The 20,588-nt window shown below is 63.0% G+C and carries 21 protein-coding genes; 13 read left to right on the plus strand and 8 right to left on the minus strand.

All coding sequences use genetic code 11. The annotated features are described in order from the left end of the window. Positions 1–93: 93 nt before the first annotated feature. The 3 genes from EKH49_RS02570 to EKH49_RS02580 form a co-directional block, all read right to left on the minus strand. Positions 94–921, minus strand: a complete 828-nt coding sequence (locus tag EKH49_RS02570; protein ID WP_128469556.1) for an IclR family transcriptional regulator — start codon at positions 919–921, stop codon at positions 94–96. 132 nt (positions 922–1,053) lie between these two features. Further along, the gene (locus tag EKH49_RS02575) at positions 1,054–1,737 is read right to left on the minus strand and encodes an HD domain-containing protein (RefSeq protein ID WP_128469557.1); all 684 of its coding nucleotides are present in this window, start codon (positions 1,735–1,737) and stop codon (positions 1,054–1,056) included. 85 nt (positions 1,738–1,822) lie between these two features. Then, positions 1,823–2,509: an SDR family oxidoreductase gene (locus tag EKH49_RS02580; protein WP_066143451.1), complete on the minus strand. Its 687-nt coding sequence runs from the start codon at positions 2,507–2,509 to the stop codon at positions 1,823–1,825. Between the two features lie 176 nt (positions 2,510–2,685). Between EKH49_RS02580 and EKH49_RS16795 the strand changes: the two genes are divergently transcribed. The 6 genes from EKH49_RS16795 to EKH49_RS02605 all read left to right on the plus strand — a co-directional run bounded on the left by EKH49_RS16795 (position 2,686) and on the right by EKH49_RS02605 (position 7,653). Continuing rightward, the gene (locus EKH49_RS16795; protein ID WP_038992925.1) at positions 2,686–2,898 is read left to right on the plus strand and encodes a hypothetical protein; all 213 of its coding nucleotides are present in this window, start codon (positions 2,686–2,688) and stop codon (positions 2,896–2,898) included. A 34-nt stretch (positions 2,899–2,932) separates the two neighbouring features. Further along, positions 2,933–3,466: a DUF488 domain-containing protein gene (locus EKH49_RS02585; protein ID WP_269088415.1), complete on the plus strand. Its 534-nt coding sequence runs from the start codon at positions 2,933–2,935 to the stop codon at positions 3,464–3,466. Between the two features lie 335 nt (positions 3,467–3,801). Next, complete coding sequence (locus tag EKH49_RS02590; RefSeq protein ID WP_128469559.1) at positions 3,802–4,788, plus strand: siderophore ABC transporter substrate-binding protein; 987 nt, start codon at positions 3,802–3,804, stop codon at positions 4,786–4,788. Between the two features lie 93 nt (positions 4,789–4,881). Then, on the plus strand, positions 4,882–5,862 hold the full coding sequence (locus EKH49_RS02595; RefSeq protein WP_121867597.1) for an ABC transporter permease: 981 nt from the start codon (positions 4,882–4,884) through the stop codon (positions 5,860–5,862). Between the two features lie 4 nt (positions 5,863–5,866). Next, on the plus strand, positions 5,867–6,901 hold the full coding sequence (locus EKH49_RS02600; protein WP_128469560.1) for an iron chelate uptake ABC transporter family permease subunit: 1,035 nt from the start codon (positions 5,867–5,869) through the stop codon (positions 6,899–6,901). Next, entirely contained in the window at positions 6,898–7,653 is a 756-nt protein-coding gene (locus tag EKH49_RS02605) for an iron ABC transporter ATP-binding protein (RefSeq protein WP_128469561.1), read from the plus strand. Before EKH49_RS02600 ends, EKH49_RS02605 begins: the two co-directional genes overlap by 4 nt. A 110-nt stretch (positions 7,654–7,763) precedes the next feature. On the opposite strand, the gene EKH49_RS02610 is transcribed toward EKH49_RS02605, so the two are convergent. Next, on the minus strand, positions 7,764–8,357 hold the full coding sequence (locus tag EKH49_RS02610) for a GNAT family N-acetyltransferase (protein WP_128469562.1): 594 nt from the start codon (positions 8,355–8,357) through the stop codon (positions 7,764–7,766). 452 nt (positions 8,358–8,809) lie between these two features. Here EKH49_RS02610 and EKH49_RS02615 point away from each other — a divergent pair, with 452 nt between their 5' ends. Both EKH49_RS02615 and EKH49_RS02620 read left to right on the plus strand, forming a co-directional pair. Next, on the plus strand, positions 8,810–9,925 hold the full coding sequence (locus EKH49_RS02615) for a PrpF domain-containing protein (protein WP_128469563.1): 1,116 nt from the start codon (positions 8,810–8,812) through the stop codon (positions 9,923–9,925). A gap of 10 nt (positions 9,926–9,935) precedes the next feature. Then, positions 9,936–11,396, plus strand: coding sequence for an SLC13 family permease (locus tag EKH49_RS02620; protein ID WP_128469564.1), 1,461 nt, complete (start codon positions 9,936–9,938; stop codon positions 11,394–11,396). 131 nt (positions 11,397–11,527) lie between these two features. Here EKH49_RS02620 and EKH49_RS02625 read toward each other — a convergent pair whose 3' ends face one another. From EKH49_RS02625 to EKH49_RS02635, 3 genes are all read right to left on the minus strand, one after another. Next, positions 11,528–11,800, minus strand: a complete 273-nt coding sequence (locus EKH49_RS02625) for a hypothetical protein (protein ID WP_128469565.1) — start codon at positions 11,798–11,800, stop codon at positions 11,528–11,530. A 38-nt stretch (positions 11,801–11,838) separates the two neighbouring features. After that, positions 11,839–13,074: an MFS transporter gene (locus tag EKH49_RS02630; RefSeq protein ID WP_236640994.1), complete on the minus strand. Its 1,236-nt coding sequence runs from the start codon at positions 13,072–13,074 to the stop codon at positions 11,839–11,841. A gap of 139 nt (positions 13,075–13,213) precedes the next feature. Then, positions 13,214–13,996, minus strand: a complete 783-nt coding sequence (locus EKH49_RS02635; RefSeq protein ID WP_128469567.1) for a carbonic anhydrase — start codon at positions 13,994–13,996, stop codon at positions 13,214–13,216. A gap of 229 nt (positions 13,997–14,225) precedes the next feature. Between EKH49_RS02635 and EKH49_RS02640 the strand changes: the two genes are divergently transcribed. Genes EKH49_RS02640 through EKH49_RS02660 form a run of 5 tightly spaced genes read left to right on the plus strand, consistent with a single transcriptional unit; the run spans position 14,226 to position 19,851 of the window. Beyond that, positions 14,226–14,861, plus strand: a complete 636-nt coding sequence (locus EKH49_RS02640) for a TetR/AcrR family transcriptional regulator (RefSeq protein WP_128469568.1) — start codon at positions 14,226–14,228, stop codon at positions 14,859–14,861. Positions 14,862–14,865: 4 nt separating this feature from the next. Continuing rightward, entirely contained in the window at positions 14,866–16,470 is a 1,605-nt protein-coding gene (locus EKH49_RS02645; RefSeq protein WP_128469569.1) for a carboxyl transferase domain-containing protein, read from the plus strand. A gap of 15 nt (positions 16,471–16,485) precedes the next feature. Further along, positions 16,486–18,534 (plus strand): ATP-binding protein, encoded by a 2,049-nt coding sequence (locus EKH49_RS02650; RefSeq protein ID WP_128469570.1) that lies wholly within the window; start codon positions 16,486–16,488, stop codon positions 18,532–18,534. Further along, complete coding sequence (locus EKH49_RS02655; RefSeq protein WP_128469571.1) at positions 18,531–19,055, plus strand: MaoC family dehydratase; 525 nt, start codon at positions 18,531–18,533, stop codon at positions 19,053–19,055. Before EKH49_RS02650 ends, EKH49_RS02655 begins: the two co-directional genes overlap by 4 nt. After that, the gene (locus EKH49_RS02660) at positions 19,048–19,851 is read left to right on the plus strand and encodes an HpcH/HpaI aldolase/citrate lyase family protein (RefSeq protein ID WP_236640995.1); all 804 of its coding nucleotides are present in this window, start codon (positions 19,048–19,050) and stop codon (positions 19,849–19,851) included. The genes EKH49_RS02655 and EKH49_RS02660 overlap by 8 nt, the downstream gene beginning before the upstream one ends. A 115-nt stretch (positions 19,852–19,966) precedes the next feature. On the opposite strand, the gene EKH49_RS02665 is transcribed toward EKH49_RS02660, so the two are convergent. Beyond that, positions 19,967–20,236, minus strand: a complete 270-nt coding sequence (locus EKH49_RS02665) for a recombinase family protein (RefSeq protein WP_236640996.1) — start codon at positions 20,234–20,236, stop codon at positions 19,967–19,969. Positions 20,237–20,588 lie beyond the last annotated feature (352 nt).

Below are 20,588 nucleotides of genomic sequence, written 5' to 3' on the forward strand. Positions count from 1 at the left end.
CCGCGCCACGTTCACTAACCCAAGTGTTACCTACCCCACACCCCGCGGTATAGCGGGAACTTCCATCCAGTGGAAGCTGCCTTTCCTGCCCCGCTATCCTTCTTCCGGCGACTCTTCCTCGGGAACATTCATGTCGGGGCCAGATACGATGCCCAGCAAGGTTTCCAGCGGAATATGCACGGTCGCGGCTTCCAGCCGCCGGGACGTCCCCTGGAGCACGGGCAGGAAACGGTCCATGTTCGCGGCATGGGAGGTCGGGATAACCAGGCCGATGGAACAGCCCAGGCGGCCGGTGTGGAAGACCGGGACCGCAATCGACGAGGTGCCCAGCCGGACCTCCTCATTGGTGGTGGCATACCCCTTCTCGCGGACCCGCTCCAGCTCCTCGCGCAGCTGCTTGGGGTTGCTGCGGGTATGCGCGGTCATCTGTTGCAGGGGCAGTTCCAGATAGGCGTCGGCGACCCACGATTCGGAAAAAGCGAGAATGACCTTGCCCACGGCGGTGGCGTGCAGCGGCAGTCGCCCGCCGACCCGCGAGGCCCGGGCAATGCGCTTGGTGCCGTAGACGCGGTCGATGTACAGCGACATGTTCCCGTCGCGGATGGCCAGCTGGCTGGTTTCGCCGGTCAAGGAGAACAGGTCCTGCACGTAAGGACGGGCAGTGTCGCGAAGTTGCCGGCCGGTGTTCTGGGCGATCGCCCAGAGGCGCAGGCCCAATTGGATGCCGCCGTTGGCGGAGCGGCTGAGCATCCCGGCATCCACCAGTTCGCCCACCAGCCGGTGGGTGGTGGATAGCGGCAGGTCGGCCGCGGCGGAAATTTCGGTCAGGCTCAGCGACCTCCTGGTTGTCTCGAAGGCGGCAAGGATCGCGAGGATCTTCGATGTGACGCTGCGCCCTGGCTGCGAACTGCCACCGGCCATTATGCCTCCTGTTGGAAATCTGCTCATGCCCTCGCATAAACCGCTGGAACACCCCACAGTAGCCCTCGGGGCTGGATGCTCCCGGGGAACCGGTTCGGGAGCGCTGCGTCGGGTTGCCTGCGGTGCGGACAGCTAGCGCCCTTCGAGCACGAGCCGCTGCGGCAGCATGCTGGCGCGCTGGACCGCAATGAATCCGCTGGCCATGCTCCGGGCCGCCTCGGTGAAGAGCTTCCCCGCAACCCGAGATTCCACCAGCGTGAACGCCTGGACGCGGGTCAGGCCGAACCAGTCCATGATGGTGTCCAGCCCATGGCCGGTCAGCCGCCAGAGCTTGTCCGCGTCCTTGACCAGGGAATCCTCGATGCTGGTGGATTCGGCGCGGGAGTCATGGCCATCGATGATGTGGACAATGCGTTCGATATCTTCCTGCGCCACATCATGTTTTTCCAGCAGCCGCACCGCCAGCTTGGCGCCTTCCTTTTCGTGCTGCAGCACGAGTTCCGGGTTGCCCGCGCCCGGCGCGATCGCACTGAGCACGAGGTCCGGATCAACGGCAGACCAGCCGATGTCGTGCAGCAGCATGGCCGGCAACACGATTTTGGCCTCCGCATGCGGGTGGTGCTCCAGCAGCTGATGGGCAATGGACACCGAATACAGCGTGTGGGCGTCATTGCTCCGGACCGCTAGAAGGTCCTTGGCGTCCTCCCACAGCGCCGCCAGCAACGGGTACTGCTCGAACAGATTGGGAGCCGCGCTTCCAATCCTGGCCGAGACATCGCGTCCGTAGTGGTTCGCTGCAGGTTCTAGTTTGGTCATGGGCACATGATCCCACCGGTTGCCCGCGGGCAGAAGCCCGGGCATCCACTCAGTGGAAGCCGCGGACTTCTATCCCGCGCACGACCTAGAGGATCGCTTCGACGATCGGCATCTTGCCGTCGTAGAAGTTCACCGTGGTCCGGCGTGCCGCATTGTTGGCCACCACATGGGTGATCACTTCCGCGACATTCTCGCGGGAGGTCTGCATCCCCTCGCCATCAGCGTCCGAATCCTTGAGGTTCCCCGCTTCGTCGGCCAGCACCACATGCTTGCTTGCAGGCTCCAAAGTCAGCGCGCCCGGGCCCAGGATCGTGTAGTCCAGGTCGGTGCCGCGCAGGAAGGCATCCGCGTCGTGCTTGGCCTTGGCATAGGGGTAGAAGGAGTTGGACGGGTCCAGGTTGTCCACGTCGACCAGCGCACGGCTGTAGGAGACCATCACGAAACGGTCCACCCCGGCCTGCTTGGCAGCCTTCATGGATCGCACTGCCGCCTCGTAATCCACGGCGCGGGTGCGCTGCTCGTTGCCGCCGCCGGCTCCCGCCGAGAACACAATGGCACTGGCACCGGTGAAGGCTTCCGCCAGCTGGTCCACCTCGGCGCTCTCGATATCGAGGACCACCGGCTTGGCACCTGCTGCCTTGATGTCGGCGGCGTGCTCGGGGTTGCGGATCAGCGAATCGACCGCGTAGCCGCGATCAGCCAGCTTGGGAGCCGCCAGCAGGGCGACCTTCCCGTGTCCGCCAATGAGTACTACTCGATTTCCTTCAGCCATGAATTGCTCCTTCTGGTTGATGCTCGTATCTGGCACAACGAGGCCTGCCTTGAGCCTATTCCCTTCACTCGCGCCGCCGACCTCTTCCTGAGTGGCAGCTCAATTGACAGCATTCTTGCTGGCAATCGGCGTATTCTCTGCTTTATAGCATTCGCACTCAACCGAGGATGAAGCTCATGAAGCATAAAACCCTGAATTTGGAACTCAGCAACGACCAGTTCGCAGATTTGGCCAATGCCCTTGAAGACCATCGGGACTACTTCAAGAAACGTGCCGATGAAGCGTCCCTCGGTTTCGGGCTCGATACCGGTTACTGGCAGTCCCGCGCTGCCGAGGTCCAGGAGCTGCTACAGCTGGTGCTCAGCTCCGCCAAGCACGAACAGCACTAGTCCGTTTCCTATCCTCTTCCAGGGAGCCAGCACTTTGCCCGCCAGGATTTTCACCATTGGACACTCAACAAGATCCATTGAGGATTTCCTCGCTCTGCTGATGCAGCACGGAATCATGCAGGTGGTGGACGTTCGCAAGCTGGACGGATCCCGCAAGTTCCCGCAGTTCAACTCCGATGCCTTGCAAGCCTCGTTGAAAGCGGCAGGAATCGGCCTGCATCGCGAGGAGGCTCTAGCCGGCAGGCGCCCGGTGAGCCAGAGCGTCGATTTCGAGGTCAACGCGTGGTGGAGGAACCGCAGCTTCCATAATTACGCCGACCACGCACTCGGCGATGATTTCCTCCACGCAATCCAGCAGCTCCAGGAGCGGGCCGTCGGCCAGAAGATTGCGATCATGTGCGCCGAAGCGGTGTGGTGGCGTTGCCACCGCCGAATCATTGCCGATTACCTCTTGGCCCGCGGCGCCGAAGTCCTCCATATCATTGATGGACCCGAGGCCAAGGCCGCTGAGCTGAGCCCTGGCGCCGTGATTTGCCCGCAGCTGAGGATTACCTACCCGGCCGCCTGATACGCGGCGGGAAAGATTAGGCATTAATGCCCTTTATTCCGTCATGGAAATCGTTACCGGTGCAATTCATGACGTTCCCTGACGCGGCCGCCGAAGCAATATGGACTAATTAAACAAGGCTGATGGTTTTTATTTTTCTCGGAAATCTCCCAGTCAACTGGGGTTAGACTCAGCAAACGCCAAGTTTCACGTCGATCAACCTTGCTAAACAGTGCTTTAAAGTGACCGGGCTAACATAAGGGCGACTTAGCTTAATTAGATCAGATAAGGCTAAGCTAAGTAACAGATCACTTAAAAGCGCAACCAACGTCGGTTGCTGTTCGAAGAAGGAATACATGTCCTCCATGAAGCTTCGCGCTGCCGCACTGCTGAGCATCGCCGCGCTGTCCCTGACCGCTTGCGGTTCCGCAACCGATACCGCTGCCGAGGCCAAGGCCGGCGATGCCAAGACTGTCACCATCACCGACAACGAAGGCGAGAAGACCATCACGGTTCCCGCAAAGTCTGTCGTTGCAACCGATAACCGCACCTTCGAGACCCTCGATTCCTGGGGCATCGAGCTGACCGCAGGCGCCGTGTCCCTGATGCCGGACACCATCTCCTACACCAAGGACGAGAAGATCCTGGATTTGGGAAGCCATAAGGAACCCAACCTGGAATCGGTAGTCACCGTCGACCCTGACCTGATCATCAACGGCCAGCGCTACACCCAGCACGCACCGAAGTTCAAGGAACTGGCACCAGAAGCCACCATCGTTTCCCTCGACCCACGCGAAGGCGAGCCACTCAACACCGAGCTGGAACGCCAGGTCACCACCCTGGGCGAAATCTTCGGCAAGCAGGCCGAGGCCAAGAAGCTCGTTGAGGAATTCCAGGCTGCTGAGAAGCGCGTAACCGATGCCTACAACAAGGACGAGACCGTCATGGGCTTGATCGCCTCGGGCGGCGAGCTGGGCTACTCGGCTCCGACCACCGGCCGCACCGTCGGCCCGATGTTCGACTTCCTGGGCCTGACCCCGGCGCTGGAGCTCGAAGAGTCCTCCACCGACCATGAGGGCGACGACGTTTCGGTCGAGGCCATCGCCAAGTCGAACCCTGACTGGATCATCGTCATGGACCGCGACGCAGCTGTTGCCGCTGATGGTGTCGACTACCAGCCTGCCAAGGAACTGCTGGAGAATTCCGAAGCGTTGCAGAACGTCACTGCCGCCAAGGAAGCCCAGGTTATCGTGATGCCGGCTGACACCTACACCAACGAGAGCATCCAGACCTACACCGAGTTCCTGAATGATTTCGCTGACGCCCTGGAAGCTGCCAAGTAAGCGTCTCGAACTCCCCTGGCCTCTAGTGGCGAAGCCGGATTCCGGCTTCGCCACTAGAGGCGCATTCCCACCACATATTTCCACGGCGGCATTATGACAAGCACGACCCTCCCGGCCCGGACCAAGAGCAAGGTCCTCACCGGCAAACTCGCACTGGGCATCCTCGCGGTGCTGGTGCTGCTGGCGTTCTCGCTGTTCACCGGCGTCTACGACATCTTCGGCAAGGACGACGGCGCGATGATGTTCGCCGTCACGCGCATTCCGCGCACCATCGCACTGGTGCTCGCCGGTGCCGCCATGGCCATGAGCGGATTGGTCATGCAGCTGCTGACCCAGAACCGCTTCGTGGAGCCGACCACCACCGGCACCACCGAATGGGCGGGCCTTGGCCTGCTGACCATGCTGGTCTTCTTCCCCACCGCCACCTTGCTGGCCAAGATGAGCGTGGCGATTGCCTTCGCCTTCATCGGCACCATGATCTTCTTCCTGTTCCTGCAGCGGGTTTCGCTCAAGGCATCGCTGACCGTACCGATCGTGGGCATCATGCTCGGCTCCGTCGTCGGCGCCTTCTCCACCTTCTTCGCCCTGTCCACCGACAAGCTGCAGTCCATGGGCATCTGGCTGGCAGGATCCTTCACCTCGGTGATCCGCGGGCAGTACGAGGTGCTGTGGATCGTGGCCATCGTGGCAGTGGCCATCTACATCGTTGCCGACCGCTTCACCGTGGCCGGATTGGGCGAGGAAATCGCCACCAACGTGGGCCTGAACTACCGCCAGGTGATGCTGCTGGGCACCGCGCTGATCGCGGTCGCCACCGGCGTGGTCACCGTGGTCATCGGCAACCTGCCGTTCCTCGGGCTGATCGTGCCGAATATCGTCTCGATGGTCCGCGGCGACGACCTGCGCAGCAACCTGCCCTGGGTCTGCCTGCTGGGCATCGCGATCACCACGATCTGCGATCTTGTCGGCCGCACCATCATCATGCCGTTCGAGGTCCCGGTCTCCCTGATCCTGGGCGTGCTCGGCGCGGTCGTCTTCATCTTCCTGCTACTGAGGCAGCGTAAAGTTGGCTAATCTCATGACTCACCCCGCCTTGGGCACCCATCACGCCGGACGCTCGGCAGGCCCGCTTCCCACCAAGCAGGTCCGCAAGCGCTACTGGATCACCCTGTCCATCATGATCGGGCTCGCCCTGTTCTTCGCCGCCGGCCTGCTGGCATGGGACAACCCGATGCCAGTCGGCTCCGACGGCTTCTGGATCATCGCCAAGCTGCGCGCCAGCAACATCCTGACCATGGTGATCGTGGCGGCCTGCCAGGCCATCGCCACCGTCGCCTTCCAGACGGTCACCAACAACCGCATCATCACCCCGTCGATCATGGGCTTCGAAGCCCTGTACCGCGTGGTGCAGACCGGCGCGGTCTTCGTGCTGGGCGTGGCCGGCGTGACCTTCTTTACCGGGGTCAGCCAGTTCGTGTTGCAAGTGGCGATCATGGTGGGCCTGTCGGTGGCGCTGTACGGCTGGCTGCTGTCCGGCAAGCTGGGCAACATCCAGATCATGCTGCTGGTGGGCATCATCATCGGCACCGGGCTGGGCTCGATCTCGACCTTCATGCAGCGCCTGCTGACCCCGAGCGAATTCGACGTGCTCACCGCACGCCTGTTCGGCTCGATGGCCAACGCCGACATGAGCTACATGCCGGTGGCCATCCCGCTGGTGCTGATCGCCGGCGGCTACCTGGTGCTGTCTTCCAAGAAGATGAACATCCTCGCCCTGGGCAAGGAAACCACCATCAACCTGGGCATCAACCACCGCCGCGAAGTCATGAAGAGCCTGTTCTTCATCTCCATCCTCATGGCTGTCACCACCGCGCTGGTCGGTCCGCTGACCTTCCTCGGCTTCCTGGTGGCCACCTTGGCTTACCAGCTGGCCGACACCTATGACCACCGCTTCATCTATCCGATGTCGTTCCTCATCGGCTTCGTGGTCCTGGCCGGCGCCTACTTCATCATGAAGAACGTCTTCTACGCCGAAGGCGTGGTTGGCATCATCATCGAAGCCGTCGGCGGCATTACCTTCTTGATCTTCATCCTGCGAAAGGGCCGGCTGTGATTACCCTCAATTCCGTCAGCAAGAAGTACAGCTCCACGGTGTCCATCGGCCCGGTCAGCTTGGAAATCCCCACCGGCGGGATCACCGCGCTTGTGGGCCCCAACGGAGCTGGCAAGTCCACCATGCTCACCATGGTCGGGCGCCTGCTGGGCATCGACCAGGGCTCCATCGAGGTCTCCGGCTACGACGTGTCCAAGACCAGCTCGAAGGACCTGGCCAAGATCGTCTCGATCCTGCGACAGGAGAACCACTTCGTCACCCGCCTGACCGTGCGCCAGCTGGTGGGCTTCGGCCGCTACCCGCACTCCAAGGGACGGCTGACCCAGGCCGACGAAGAAATCATCTCGCGCTCCATCGACTTCCTGGATCTGGGCGAGCTGGAAGGCCGCTACCTGGATGAGCTTTCCGGAGGCCAGCGCCAGCGCGCCTACGTGGCCATGGTTCTGGCTCAGGACACCGACACGGTGCTGCTCGATGAGCCGCTGAACAATCTGGACATGAAGCACTCGGTAGTGATGATGCAGCACCTGCAGCGTGCTGCCCGCGAGCTGAACCGCACCATCGTGATCGTGCTGCACGATATCAATTTCGCCGGGCACTACGCTGACTACATCTGCGCCATGAAGCAGGGCAAGGTGGTGCACTTCGGCACCCCGACGCAGATCATGCAGGACGAGATCCTCAGCGAAGTTTTCGAGACTCCGGTCAACGTCGTTCCGGGCCCCAATGGCCCGCTGGCGGTGTACTACTGAGTTCGCGAAATTTCAGTACAGCAAGACCCCATGACCGTCAGTGGTCACGGGGTCTTGCTGTGTCTCGGCAACTTTGATGAGGTTCCCATGCTAAAACTCGAAGAGCCCCTTCAGCAGGAAGTCGAGTCCGTCCATTCCTCGGCCAACAGCGCGTAGCCCATGGAATCCATCCATTCCCCGTTGCGGTGCAGGCTGTCCTTGCGGCCGTAGAATTCCTTGCGCATCCCCACGCGCTCCATCAATTTCCCCGATGGCTCATTGGCGGCGAAGCATTCGGCAGTAACCCGGCGCAGGCCCAGTGGGCCGAAGCATAGGCCGATGGCAGCACGGACGGCTTCGGTGGCGTAGCCCTTGCCGCCGTAGGCCGGGTCGAAGCTCCAGCCGAGGTTTCCCTCAACGCCTTTGGCACTCTGCTCAACTTCGCTTTGACCCCAGCCATCCACGATATTCAGCATGACCGTGCCAATCAGCTCGGTCCCCTGGCCGGTATCCAGTTCCACGGCCAGATCCTTCAGCGGATAGTCCTTCGCGACGAACATGGCGCGGAAATCTTCCAGTGATTCAGGGCCAGCGGTGATCCACTGCGTAACTTCGACAAGCTGCCGGTAGCGCCAGAGTGCCTCCACATCAGCCGATTCCACCCGGCGCAGGCTCAGCCGCTCGGTGAGTACCGGCCAGCTGATCTTCTTCAGCGCATCTTCCATGCTCCAAGCGTAACCGTACAGCTTTCGAGCTCTTTCGAACGCCGCGTTGCATCAGCTGCTGATGGCCACTGACAGCCCTTGAAGCGGCCCACGCAAAGCGGAAGAGAAGTCGACTGCTAGCGAAGTGTCACGTCATATTACCTAAAAAACACGTTGAGTGGCCAACCTGCCGTAAGTATCTCTTCAATAAATTTAATTTTTGGTTCAACCACTGAAAACTCTAGTCGGCAAATCCCTGATCGGCGTCGCTTGTGCTGCCCATCAGTTAGAACATCAGACTCCAGCCCCGCTCCATTCAAGCAAATTAAGTAGTTCTACAGTCTATTGAATTCCTTGTACGTGGACTTCATTTGTGATCCAAATTAACGTTCATTGATAGCCGGATCACCATACATATCCGGATCGAGTGACCGGGAGCAAAACGCGCGGCACAACGACACGTAGGAATGACGATGAACATACAAGCCGAATGGATGCGTGGAGGCACCAGCAAGTGCTGGGTCTTCGAATCCGAGCATTTGGAGCAAACGGAGATCAGCCTCGACGAACTGCTGCCCCGGCTCTACGGAAGCCCGGATCCACGGCAGATTGATGGCGTGGGCGGAGCCACTTCCACGACCAGCAAGGCCGTGATTCTCCGCCCATCCACCGATGCAGAAATCGACGTGGAGTATACCTTCGCCCAAGTCGGGATCGAGGAAGCCACCGTCGACTGGGGCAGCAACTGCGGCAATTGCTCTGCAGTGGTGGGACTGTACGCCATAGAGCACGGCTGGGTCGCCCCGGAAGCAGATGTCACCCAGATCATCACCCGCAATACCAACACCGGCCAGATCATCATCCAGCGCGTAGATACTCCCGACGGTGCCTTGCCGATTGTCCCGCAAGCCCAGATGTCCGGCGTCGTGCGGCCTGGCTACAAGGTTGGACTTGGTTTCCGCGACCCTGCAGGCAAGACCACCGGCAGCCTGCTGCCCACATCGAACCCCACGGACACCTTGCGCATCGACGGCCGCAACTGGACCGTATCCATGATCGATGCCGGTGCACCGGTCGTCGTCGTCCGCGCCGAGGACCTAGGATTGGATACCGGAAACTACGACTCGTGGATGGCCGCTGTCGAGCTGCAACTGGGCACCTTGGATGAGGTGCGCCGCGAAGCCGCAGTACGCATGGGGCTGGCCGCCACCCTTGGCCAGGCCGCGCGTGCCATCCCGAAGCTGGCGATCGTGGCAGCGCCGGAAGAAGCCTCCGGCAACGATGCCAATGCCATGATGCTCTCGATGGGCAAACCCCATCCAGCACTGGCAATTACCGGAAGCATCGCCCTGACCCTGGGTGCCCGCACACCGGGGACCGTGCTCAGCAGCATCGTGCCTGGCGAACCTCGCGCGACGCTGCGCCTGCGCACCCCGGCTGGCGTCATCGAGACCTGGTACGAAAAACGCGATGGCTCGATGATCATCGGCGTGGACCGCACCGCCCGATCCATCGCGACCTCCACCATCCACCTCCCCGAGTCCCTGGGCAACGCCGCCGGGGCCGAGCTAGCAATCGCGAGTCGCTGAGGAGAGCTCCATGACTAAGACTTTGACCGAAGCCGCGCCTCAAGCCGAGCATGGCGACATCGATGTACAGACCGTCGACCCACGACGGGCCAACCAACGCAAACGACGCAACCTGCTGATCGCGGTCGCAGTGCTCGCCGTTGCGGTGGTTGCCGCACTGCTGGCCGGGCCCGCGCTCTTGGGCTCTTCCCCCGCGCCGGACTCCCGGAATGCGATGACCGCAGAACAGATCATCCCGTTGGTGGTCCTGGTGATCATGTTCATCGTTGCCACCAAGTGGCCGGTGAATATCGGCGTCATGGGACTGGTGGCCGCCTTTGGCGTCGGCTATTTCATGCTCGGCATGAGCGACAAGGAGATCCTGGCGGATTTCCCGGCCAGCATCGTGCTGACCATCATCGGCGTGACCTATTTCTTCAGCATGGCCCAGCACAACGGGACCATCAACGTCATCGTGCAGAACTGCGTACGCATGGTGCGAGGCAAGACCATGCTGCTGCCCTGGGTCTTCTTCCTCGTGGCCGCTGCACTGACTTCGCTGGGCACTTTCTCTCCCGCAGCGGTTGCGCTGCTGGCCCCGGCTGCCATCGGCTTCGCCTACGAGTCGCGCATCCACCCGCTGCTGATGGGCGCTTTCATCATCAATGGCGCTCATGCCGGCGGATTCTCGCCGCTGTCGGTGTCCGGCGTCCTGGTCCATGACATTGCGATGGAAAATGGTTTCCCGGTTTCGGCCAACGCCCTGTTTGCCGCCAGCTTCGCAATCAATCTGGTCCTCTCGATCCTGACGGTGATCGCCTTCGCGCTCATGGGCAAGCTGCGTGCCGGAGACGGTGTCTCGCATACCGAGCTGGATGATTCGCGCAGCACCCGCCCCCGCGGCCAGCAGATCTATACCCTGGTGCTCATCGGGGCCATGCTGGTTTGCGCCTTGGGCTTCGGATTGCCGATCGGCTTTGTCGCCCTCACCGCGGGCCTGCTGCTGGCGCTGCTGAACATCAAGGAGCAGCATAAGTTCGTTTCCGGGATCTCTTGGTCGACCGTGCTGCTCGTCTCGGGCATGATCACCTACGTTTCGTTGCTCACCCATGTGGGCGTCATCGATACCCTGGCCCACAAGGCGTTGGCGCTGGGTGCGCCGATCCTGATCGCGTTGGTGCTGTGCTACGTGATCGGCGTTGGTTCGGCCTTCGCTTCCTCCACCGCGCTGCTGGCGGCCTTCATCCCGCTGGCCGGGCCGCTGCTGGCAGTCAGCTCGTTGAGCGCCTCCGGCACCGTGGCGGCCATCGCCATCGCGGCAACCGTGGTCGATGTATCCCCGTTCTCCACTGCGGGCGCCCTGGTGGTGGCGAACGTGAAGGAAACGGACCGCCAGCTGGTCTACAAGCAGTTGATGATCTACGCGGGGGCCGTCGTGCTGCTGGCACCCGCGCTGTCATGGGCGCTTCTGGTTCCCACAGGCATCATGTAGGCCTGATAACAGGCGGGAACGGGCGGGATCCACATGGATCCCGCCCGTTCCCATTTCCCAGGTTCACCTGGTCGCTTGCACTCCGCTTAAGACGATGGTGCCGTCCGCGACTATTGCTGCGCTAGGCCAGCTCAGATGAGCATGGCCTTGTTGGCCTCCTGTTTTTCGGGCTTCTGGAAACTGAATGAGACGTGCTTGCGGTAGAGAGGCACACCCAGCACCGTTTCAAGGTGGGGTATCACGCGTTCATTAATCAGTTCAATCCCCCGATTCGCCGGAGCATGGCTGGGAATAGCTCGGTTCAGATTATCGAGCAGCAAACCCTTGACTATGTTCGCCGCGCCATGAGTTCGCTGATCAGCTGGAAAGAACTTGTGGTCAATCTGGTCATTGAGGATCTCCACGGAAAAGCAATCGACTCCATCACGCTCCGGGGCGAAAACTAGCAGTTTCTCCTTGGTTCCCCTGTTCCGTTGCCGCGCGGGCCTTTTCCGCGCAGCACCGGCGAGCAAATCAGCACCACCAGACCCGCAATGGGGAAAACCAGCAGGGCCAGCCGTAACCCGACATTCTCGGCAAGGAATCCGACCAGTGGCGGCGAGAGCAAGAAGCCCAATCGCATGAGCCAGGAGACAATGCTCAACCCGGTTCCCGGGGACAGGCCCGGCAGCTTGTCGGCTTGGTCCATCACCGCCGGGACCAGAGTTGCCGAGCCGAATCCAGCCGCCGCGAAACCCAGCAAGGTGCCCGGCACACTGGGGAACAGCAAAGCCAAGCCCATGCCGAGCGCTATCAGCGCGCCGCCTAACTGGGCCATGCGGCGCTGTCCAAAGCGGTTGACCATCCCATCGCCGAGGATTCGGCCAATGAACTGGGCGCCGACCAAGGCGATGAACCCGCTGGCCGCCAGCGCCGCTGGTGCTCCGAGCTCTCCCAGATACAGTGTTGACCAGGAATTTCCGGCATCCTCGACCATCACTCCAGCCACGGAGATCAAGACCAAGGCGCTCATCATCAGCAGCATCCGGCCGCGGGATCCTGCCGGGCCCGCAGTCCGGACGGTCCCGGCGGCCGTTGGCACAACGGGTTCGATGGCCCCCTGCTCAGCGGACCGGGGCAGGCAGAATTTCAATGCGATCAGCGCCACCACGGCGAACAGCGCCATCGATATGCCCAAATGCACCGGAAGTGACAGGTTCAGCTGAATCGCCCCGGCGGCCATCAAGCCGCCAAGCACCGCTCCGACAGACCACAAGGCGTGGAAGGAGTTCAAGATCGAACGCCCATAACGCCGTTGCACCACCAGGCCGTGCGCGTTCTGCCCGACATCGGTAATCGAGTCCATGGCACCGCCCACGGCGAAGGCCAGCACCACCCAGAGCACCCCCGGGGCGCTGCCGGCGGCGAGCAATGCCGCACCGGTAGCCATGGTTCCGACGACGGCAACCTGCGCGGAACCGAAACGGCGAACCAGCGCGCCTGCGGCCAAACCGGCAAGGATCGCCCCAATGGGCCACGCGGTAACCAGCAAGCCATAGCTTGCGGTGTCCAATCCCAGTTCCCGCTTCAGCTCGGGAAGCCGCGGCGCCATATTGGCAAAGAGCGCTCCGTTGGTGAGGAACAGGGTGGCGACTGCTGCACGGGTGCGGGCGTTGGCACTGGATTCGGTGGCTGTCATGGGGCCTTTCACCGCAGCTGCCTGCGGACTGGTCACTGGCGAATGCCGCAATGGCATCCAGCGTCGAGAGTACCAGTGCCACTGCAGGCACATCACGGCACCGTGCCGATAAGCCTGCGAGTTGGATGTCTCCAGATGGTCAGTCCTCCAGCCAGCTCACTTCTCCGGTCTCCAGGTCGTAGACCGCCGGCACCACTCGGGTCCGCTGTTCCTCCACCGCCTTGCGAATGATGGCAGAGCGCTCGAGCAGCTGCTCCACCACTGCGCGGGCATTGGCCTGCACCACCGTGTCCACCGCTTCGCTTCCCGAACCCTCGACTCCTGCTGTGCGGGCTACGGGTGCAATCTGTGCTGCGAAGTCTTCCATCTCGCCGGGCAAGTGCGGATTCCCGGCATCTTTCTCCATCGCCTTCAACGTGCCCGTCACCGCGCCGCAGGCGGTGTGCCCGAGAACAACCAGCAGTGGTACCGAGTACGGACTGGAGACAGCGAATTCCATGCTGCCCACCAAGGTGTCATCGAGCACTGCACCGGCTGTCCGGGTGACGAACAGGTCTCCAATCCCCTGGTCGAACAGGAGCTCGGGGGTGGCGCGGGAATCCACGCAGCCGTGAATCAAGGCGAAGGGGCTCTGGTGCTCGGCTTGCTCGCTGCGCCGGTCAATTGCCTGGTTGGGGTGCTCCGGCTTGCCGGCGCAATAGCGCTGGTTTCCGGCGCGCAGCACCTGCAGCACTTCGTCGGGGGTCCGCGCGGGGTCGGCCAGTTGCGCGCGGTCCGCGTCGGAGGCCTGCGGCGAAGCGCAGGCCGCCAGTCCGGCCAGGGCAAGGAGGCCGGAGGCGCCGGCGAGCAGACCGCGGCGCGAAGGCCCGGTCGAGGTTGCATCGTTGCATTTGGGGGTTGTCGATTCGGGTTGCAGCATCATGCCTTCCTGCGGGGTCTAATGAGCTGCCAAGCCGGATTATCTATAGCTTGTCAGTAAATAACATCAAGCAGTCTATTGTTATGCATTTGATTCATGAATAGCAGGCGTCATATTTCGGCGACATTTAATATGCCAGCAACAGGAGGTTGTGATTGACACCACAGTCTTTGTTCGGTTGGATGGAGACTGTCAATCGATTGATTGGCTTCTGAGTCACAGGGTGGTGTCCATGGAACTGGGAAAGGTCCAGCAAGCAGCCGTAGCCTGCTTTGCCCAGCGCGGCTTCGCTGCCACGGGCATCCGCGAATTGGGCAGCGCGGTGGGGCTGAACTCGGCCACCCTCTACCACTATGTCGGCGGCAAGGAAGACCTGTTGCTGGGCATCATGAACGACTGCCTGTCCGCCATGATCTCCGGTGCCAAGCAGGCGCTGGACGGCAGCACCGACCCGGTGCGCCAGCTCGCCTTGCTCGTGGCCTTCCACGTCGGATTCACCGCCACCAACCCCAGCACCGCACGCGTCACCGAATACGAGATGCGCGCGCTGTCGCCCGCCGCCCGTGAGCAGATGCAAGCGCTGCGCGACGCCTACGAACAGCTCTTCGCCGACGCGCTGCAGGCCGGCGAGCGCCAGGGCAGTTTCAACACCGTGGATCTGGGCATTGCCCGCCTGGCCCTGATGGAAATGGGCACCGGCGTCTCGCACTGGTACCGCAAGGACGGCCGGCTCTCGCTGGCCGAAGTGCAACTGAACTTCATTTCCCTGGCCATGCGCATCCTCGCGGTGCCCGACGAATTCCCGCTGCCCCCGCAGCAGCTGCCCGTACCCCAGGTAATCGCCAGCGAACCGACCAGCAAGGATTGACTTCGTGAAGACCCTTTCCTCCCAACTGAACCCCGAGCAGTTTCAGCGCAATGCCGCCGACCAGGCGCCGTTGCTGGCCGAGCTGCATGAACGGCTCGAACGTGCCGCGCTCGGCGGCTCCGATAAATCCCGGCAACGGCATGTGGATCGCGGCAAACTGCTGCCCCGCGAGCGGGTGGACGCGCTGCTGGATGACGGCTCGCCGTTCCTGGAAATCGCCCCGCTGGCCGCCGAGGGCATGTACGACGGCGCGAGCCCCGGGGCCGGAATGATTGCCGGCATCGGCCTGGTGCATGGGCGGCACGTGCTGGTCATCGCAAATGACGCCACTGTCAAGGGCGGCACCTACTTCCCGATGACCGTCAAGAAGCACCTGCGCGCCCAGGAAATCGCGTTGGAGAACAACCTGCCGTGCATCTACCTGGTGGATTCAGGCGGAGCGTTCCTGCCGATGCAGGACGAGGTGTTCCCGGACCGCGAGCACTTCGGGCGCATCTTCTACAACCAGGCGCAGCTTTCGGCGGCCAAGATCCCGCAGCTGGCAGCGGTGCTCGGCTCCTGCACCGCCGGCGGCGCCTATGTCCCGGCGATGAGCGACGAAACGGTGATCGTGCGCAACCAGGGCACGATCTTCCTCGGCGGCCCGCCGCTGGTGAAGGCTGCCATCGGGGAAATCGTCACCGCCGAGGAACTGGGTGGCGGCGAGTTGCATGCCAAGACCTCCGGCGTGGTGGACCACCTGGCCGAGAACGACGAGCATGCGCTGATGATCATCCGCGATATCGTCTCCACCCTGCCGGCCAACCCGGCCCCTGCTTGGGGCATCGAGGAGCAGGTGGCCGAGCCGTTGTACCCGGGCAGCGAACTGGCAGGTGTGGTGCCGGTGGATGTCAACGCGCCCTACGACGTGCACGAAGTCATCGCCCGCATTGTCGATTCCAGCAAGTTCCACGAGTTCAAGGCCGAATACGGCACCACCCTGGTCACCGGCTTCGCGCGCATCCATGGCCACCAGGTGGGCATCATCGCCAATAACGGCGTGCTGTTCTCGGAATCCGCGATGAAGGGCGCGCACTTCATCGAGCTGTGCGACCAGCGCGGCATCCCTTTGCTCTTCCTGCAGAACCTCGCGGGGTTCATGGTGGGCCGCGACTACGAGGCCGACGGCATTGCCAAGCACGGGGCGAAGATGGTCACCGCGGTGGCCACCGCCCGGGTACCCAAGCTGACGGTGATCATCGGCGGCTCCTTCGGCGCCGGCAACTACTCGATGTGCGGCCGGGCCTACTCCCCGCGCTTCTTGTGGATGTGGCCGAACGCGCGGATCTCGGTGATGGGCGGGGCCCAGGCTTCATCCGTGTTGTCCACGGTCAAGCGCGACGGGATCGAGGCGGCCGGCGGCAACTGGAGCGATGAGGAAGAGGAAGCGTTCAAGGCGCCAATCCGCGAGCAATACGAAACCCAGGGCAACCCCTACTATTCCACCGCCAGACTATGGGACGACGGGGTCATCGACCCGGCCGATACCCGCCGGGTGCTCGGCCTGGCCCTGGATGTCTGCGCCCGCCAGCCACTGCCGGAGACCAGCTTCGGCCTCTTCCGGATGTAGTGCGAGGAAACCACCATGACTGCCAAGCTCTTTGATACCGTCCTGATTGCCAACCGCGGGGAAATCGCGGTGCGCATCATCCGCACCCTGCGCCGCCTGGGCATCGAATCCGTCGCCGTGTACTCCGATGCCGACGCCGGGGCCCTGCATGTGTCCGAAGCCGACCGCGCGGTGCGCATCGGCGCGGCCCCGGCCAATGAAAGCTACCTGGATCTCGACGCGGTGATCGCCGCCTGCCGGCGCACCGGCGCCCAGGCGGTCCATCCCGGCTACGGGTTCCTCTCCGAGAACGTGGATTTCGCCCGCGCCTTGGAAGCCGCCGGCATCACCTTCATCGGCCCGCCGGTGAACTCGATCAACCTGATGGGCGACAAGATCCGCTCCAAGAACCATGTGCTCTCCCACCAGGTGCCGGTGGTTCCCGGCATCGCCGAACCCGGCCTGGGCGACGAGCAGCTGCTCGCAGCCGCCACGGATGTCGGCTTCCCGCTGCTGATCAAGCCCTCGGCCGGAGGCGGCGGCAAGGGCATGTTCGCGGTGGAATCCGCCGCGCAGCTGCCCGAGGCGCTGGCCAGCGCCCGGCGCACCGCGCGCAGCGCGTTTGGCGATGACACCCTGTTCCTCGAGCGGCTGGTGCGCAATCCGCGCCATATCGAGGTGCAGATCCTGGCCGACAAGCACGGGAACACCGTGCACCTGGGCGAACGCGAATGCTCCTTGCAGCGCCGCCACCAGAAGGTCATCGAGGAAGCCCCGGCCCCGCTGTTCGAGAACCTGGAGCACGGCGCGCAGATCCGCGAGCGCATCGGCACCGCCGCGGTAGCCGCCGCGCAGTCCGTGGGCTACGTCGGCGCGGGCACCGTCGAGTTCCTGGTCAGCGACCAGAACCCCGACGAGTTCTTCTTCATGGAAATGAATACCCGCCTGCAGGTGGAGCACCCGGTCACCGAACAAGTCGTGCGGGTCAACGGTGAGAAGCTGGATCTGGTGCAGTGGCAGGTGCGCATCGCGGCCGGCCAGGCGCTGGACTTCACCCAGGACCAGGTGGCGCTGTGCGGCCATGCCATCGAGGCCCGGCTCTACGCCGAGGACCCGACCTCCGGCTTCCTGCCTTCGGTGGGCACCGTGCTGCGCGTAAGCGAGCCGGAGAATGTCCGCGTGGATTCCTCGCTGCGCGACGGCTTGGAGATCAGCGCCCACTACGACCCGATGCTGTCCAAGCTCATCGCCTGGGGCGAGGACCGCACCGAGGCGCTGGTCCGGCTGGATCAGGCGCTGGCCGGCACCGTGGTGCTGGGCGTGCTGGCCAACAGCGAGTACCTGCGGCTGCTGCTGGCGGACGAGGATGTGGCGGCCGGACGCCTGGACACCAACCTGATCGAGCGGAAGCTGGACCAGTTCGCCTTCCGCCAGCTCGGGCCCCGCGAACTGGCGCTGGCGGCGCACCTTGAGGACCAGCGGATTCCTGCGGCGAAAACACCCTGGGGCCTGCGCGATGGCTGGCGGGCGCAGCATCGCCGGGCCAGCATCCAGTACTTCGATGCCGAGGCGGCCGAGGGCAAGACCGCGCTGCTCAGGGAGCAGGATGCCAGCTTGGTGCGAGTAGGCGGCGAAGAATTCACTGTGCGCCAGGAACCGGATGGAACCCTGTCGGTCAACGGCCAGCGCACAGCACTCCAGCACGCCTTCGCCGAAGACGGCACGCTGTGGCTGTGCGAGGACGGGTGGACCGCGGCGGTGCGCAAGCTTTCCCGCGAAGAAGTCCTCGAACGCCACCTGGCCACCCTCGCCATCGAGTCCGGGACCTTCTCCCCGCATGTCGAATCCCCCATGCCCGGCACCGTGATCAGCGTGCAGGTTGCCGATGGCGATGTGGTCGCCGCCGGCCAGCTGCTGCTGAGCATCGAAGCGATGAAGATGGAGCACCAGCTGATCTCCCCCGCCGATGGCATCGTGCGCATGACCGGCCTGAAGCCCGGGGATCTGGTCAAGGCCAAGCAGGTCGTGGCCACCGTGGAAGCAATGCAGAGTACCGAAGCGAAGCATCAGGAGCAGGACGCATGAGCGAGCAAACCCCCACCCGCGTGGAGCAGCGCGGCCTCTACTTCGACGAGCTGCAGCTCGGCGCCACCTACGTGCACAAGCCCGGACGCACCCTGACCGAAGCGGACAACGTCGCCTTCACGACGATGACCATGAACAACCAGGGCCTGCATCTGGACGCCGCGTGGGCTTCCACCCAGCCCTTCGGCAAGCCGCTGGTCAACTCGCTGCTGACCTTGAGCACCATGATCGGCCAGTCGGTGGGCCAGCTGACCGAAGGCACCATCGTGGGGCAGCTGGGCATCAACGACGTGAAGTTCCCGCACCCGATGTTCCACGGCGATACGCTCTACACCGAAACCGAGATCACCGCGCTGCGCGAATCCAAGTCGCGCCCCGGCCAGGGGCTGGCGTCCATGACGCACACGGGCCGCAACCAGCACGGCGAGGTCGTGGCAACCGCCACCCGCACCTGCCTGATGTGGACCAGGCAGGCGCACCAGGACGCGCTGGAAGCCAAGGGGGAAAATGCCCATGGCTAGCTTCCTGATGGGTCCTTCCCTGCTGTTCTGCCCGGCAGACCGGCCCGAGCGCTATGCCAAGGCGGCGCAGCGCGCCGACGCGGTCATCATCGACCTGGAAGATGCGGTGGCCCCCGCGAACAAGGACGCTGCCCGCAGAGCCTTGGTGGAGACCCCGCTGGATCCCGAACGGGTGATTGTGCGCGTGAACCCGGTGGACAGCGAGCACTTCGCCAAGGACTTCGAAGCGCTGGAGCAGACCGCCTACCACACCGTGATGCTGCCCAAGTGCGAGTCCGCGGAGGATCCGTCCGCGTTGGCCGGATACGACGTGCTGGCGCTATGCGAAACGGCCAAGGGCATCACCAATGCCGGACAGATTGCCGAGGCGCCGAATGTCGTCGCACTGATGTGGGGCGCCGAAGACCTGATCGCCTCGCTCGGCGGCACCTCCTCCCGTGGCGGGGACGGCAGCTACCGCGAGGTGGCAAGGTTCGCGCGGTCGCAGGTGCTGCTGCATGCGGTGGCCCATGGCAAGGCGGCAGTTGATTCCGTATACCTGGACATCCCCGACCTGGAAGGCCTGGGCGCAGAGTCCCGCGATGCCAAGGCTTCGGGATTCGCGGCGAAAGCCTCGATCCACCCCAACCAGATGCCGGTCATCCGCGAGGCGTTCGCGCCCACCGAAGCGGAACTGGATCGCGCACGGCGGATCCTTGACGCGGCCAAGGAGAACCCAGGAGTGTTCGCTTTCGAAGGACAGATGGTCGACGAGCCGTTGCTGCGCCAAGCACGAGCCACTTTAGGCAGGCACTAATAGGACCCCAAGGAGTGAATCGCACCGGGCTTAATAGAGGCAAGGAAATTGGAAAAGGAACACTTCGCCCATTGGCGTAGATATGTCCATGTCCAAGAATGGCTCGGTAAGACTTTTAATTCTCACGCCGCGCTCCCCCCAGCTCGCGGATAATCTCAATGGCCATCCGCTCTTCACCTGCCACGCGATCCAGGGCGCGGATGACCAAAATATCCCCTGGCTGCAATTGCGCCCTGCACGCGACCCACTGCGGCTGCGCAGCCTCCCTGCTCGACTCCCCACGGTCAGTAAATATCTGCTCGGCCCCGGCCGCGCGCAGCTCGGCCGCCTGCGCCTGCGGGTTCTGCTCGCGCGTGCTCACTCGCGCGTATCCAATGACTGGCATATCAAAAACGGTACACAGCCAGGTTGTGCAACACTTCGGTTTTGAAAGACGTTTCTGAAACAAAAACCCCGGCGTGTCGCCCGGGTTCGCCGCTCGTTTCAAAAACGACCGTTATTGAACATGTGCCAACATGGCAGTTATTCCACGCAGATAGTCCTATTCATCAAAGGTATTGAAGGCTTGGACTCTGATTATCGGCTGTTCCAGCAACATAAGTCCGGCGCCGAGTGCTACTGCCGGCTCTGTTGCAAAGATTGGCGGCAGTCAGAGGTAGGCTGTCGCTCTGCGCCGATCAGGCGGCTGCTGCGAAATGGTGGTTGAGCATGCCCATGGCCTCCGTCAGCGCCGAGGG

The sequence above is a fragment of the Glutamicibacter sp. HZAU genome, assembly GCF_004100365.1.
Taxonomy (GTDB): Bacteria; Actinomycetota; Actinomycetes; order Actinomycetales; family Micrococcaceae; genus Glutamicibacter; species Glutamicibacter nicotianae.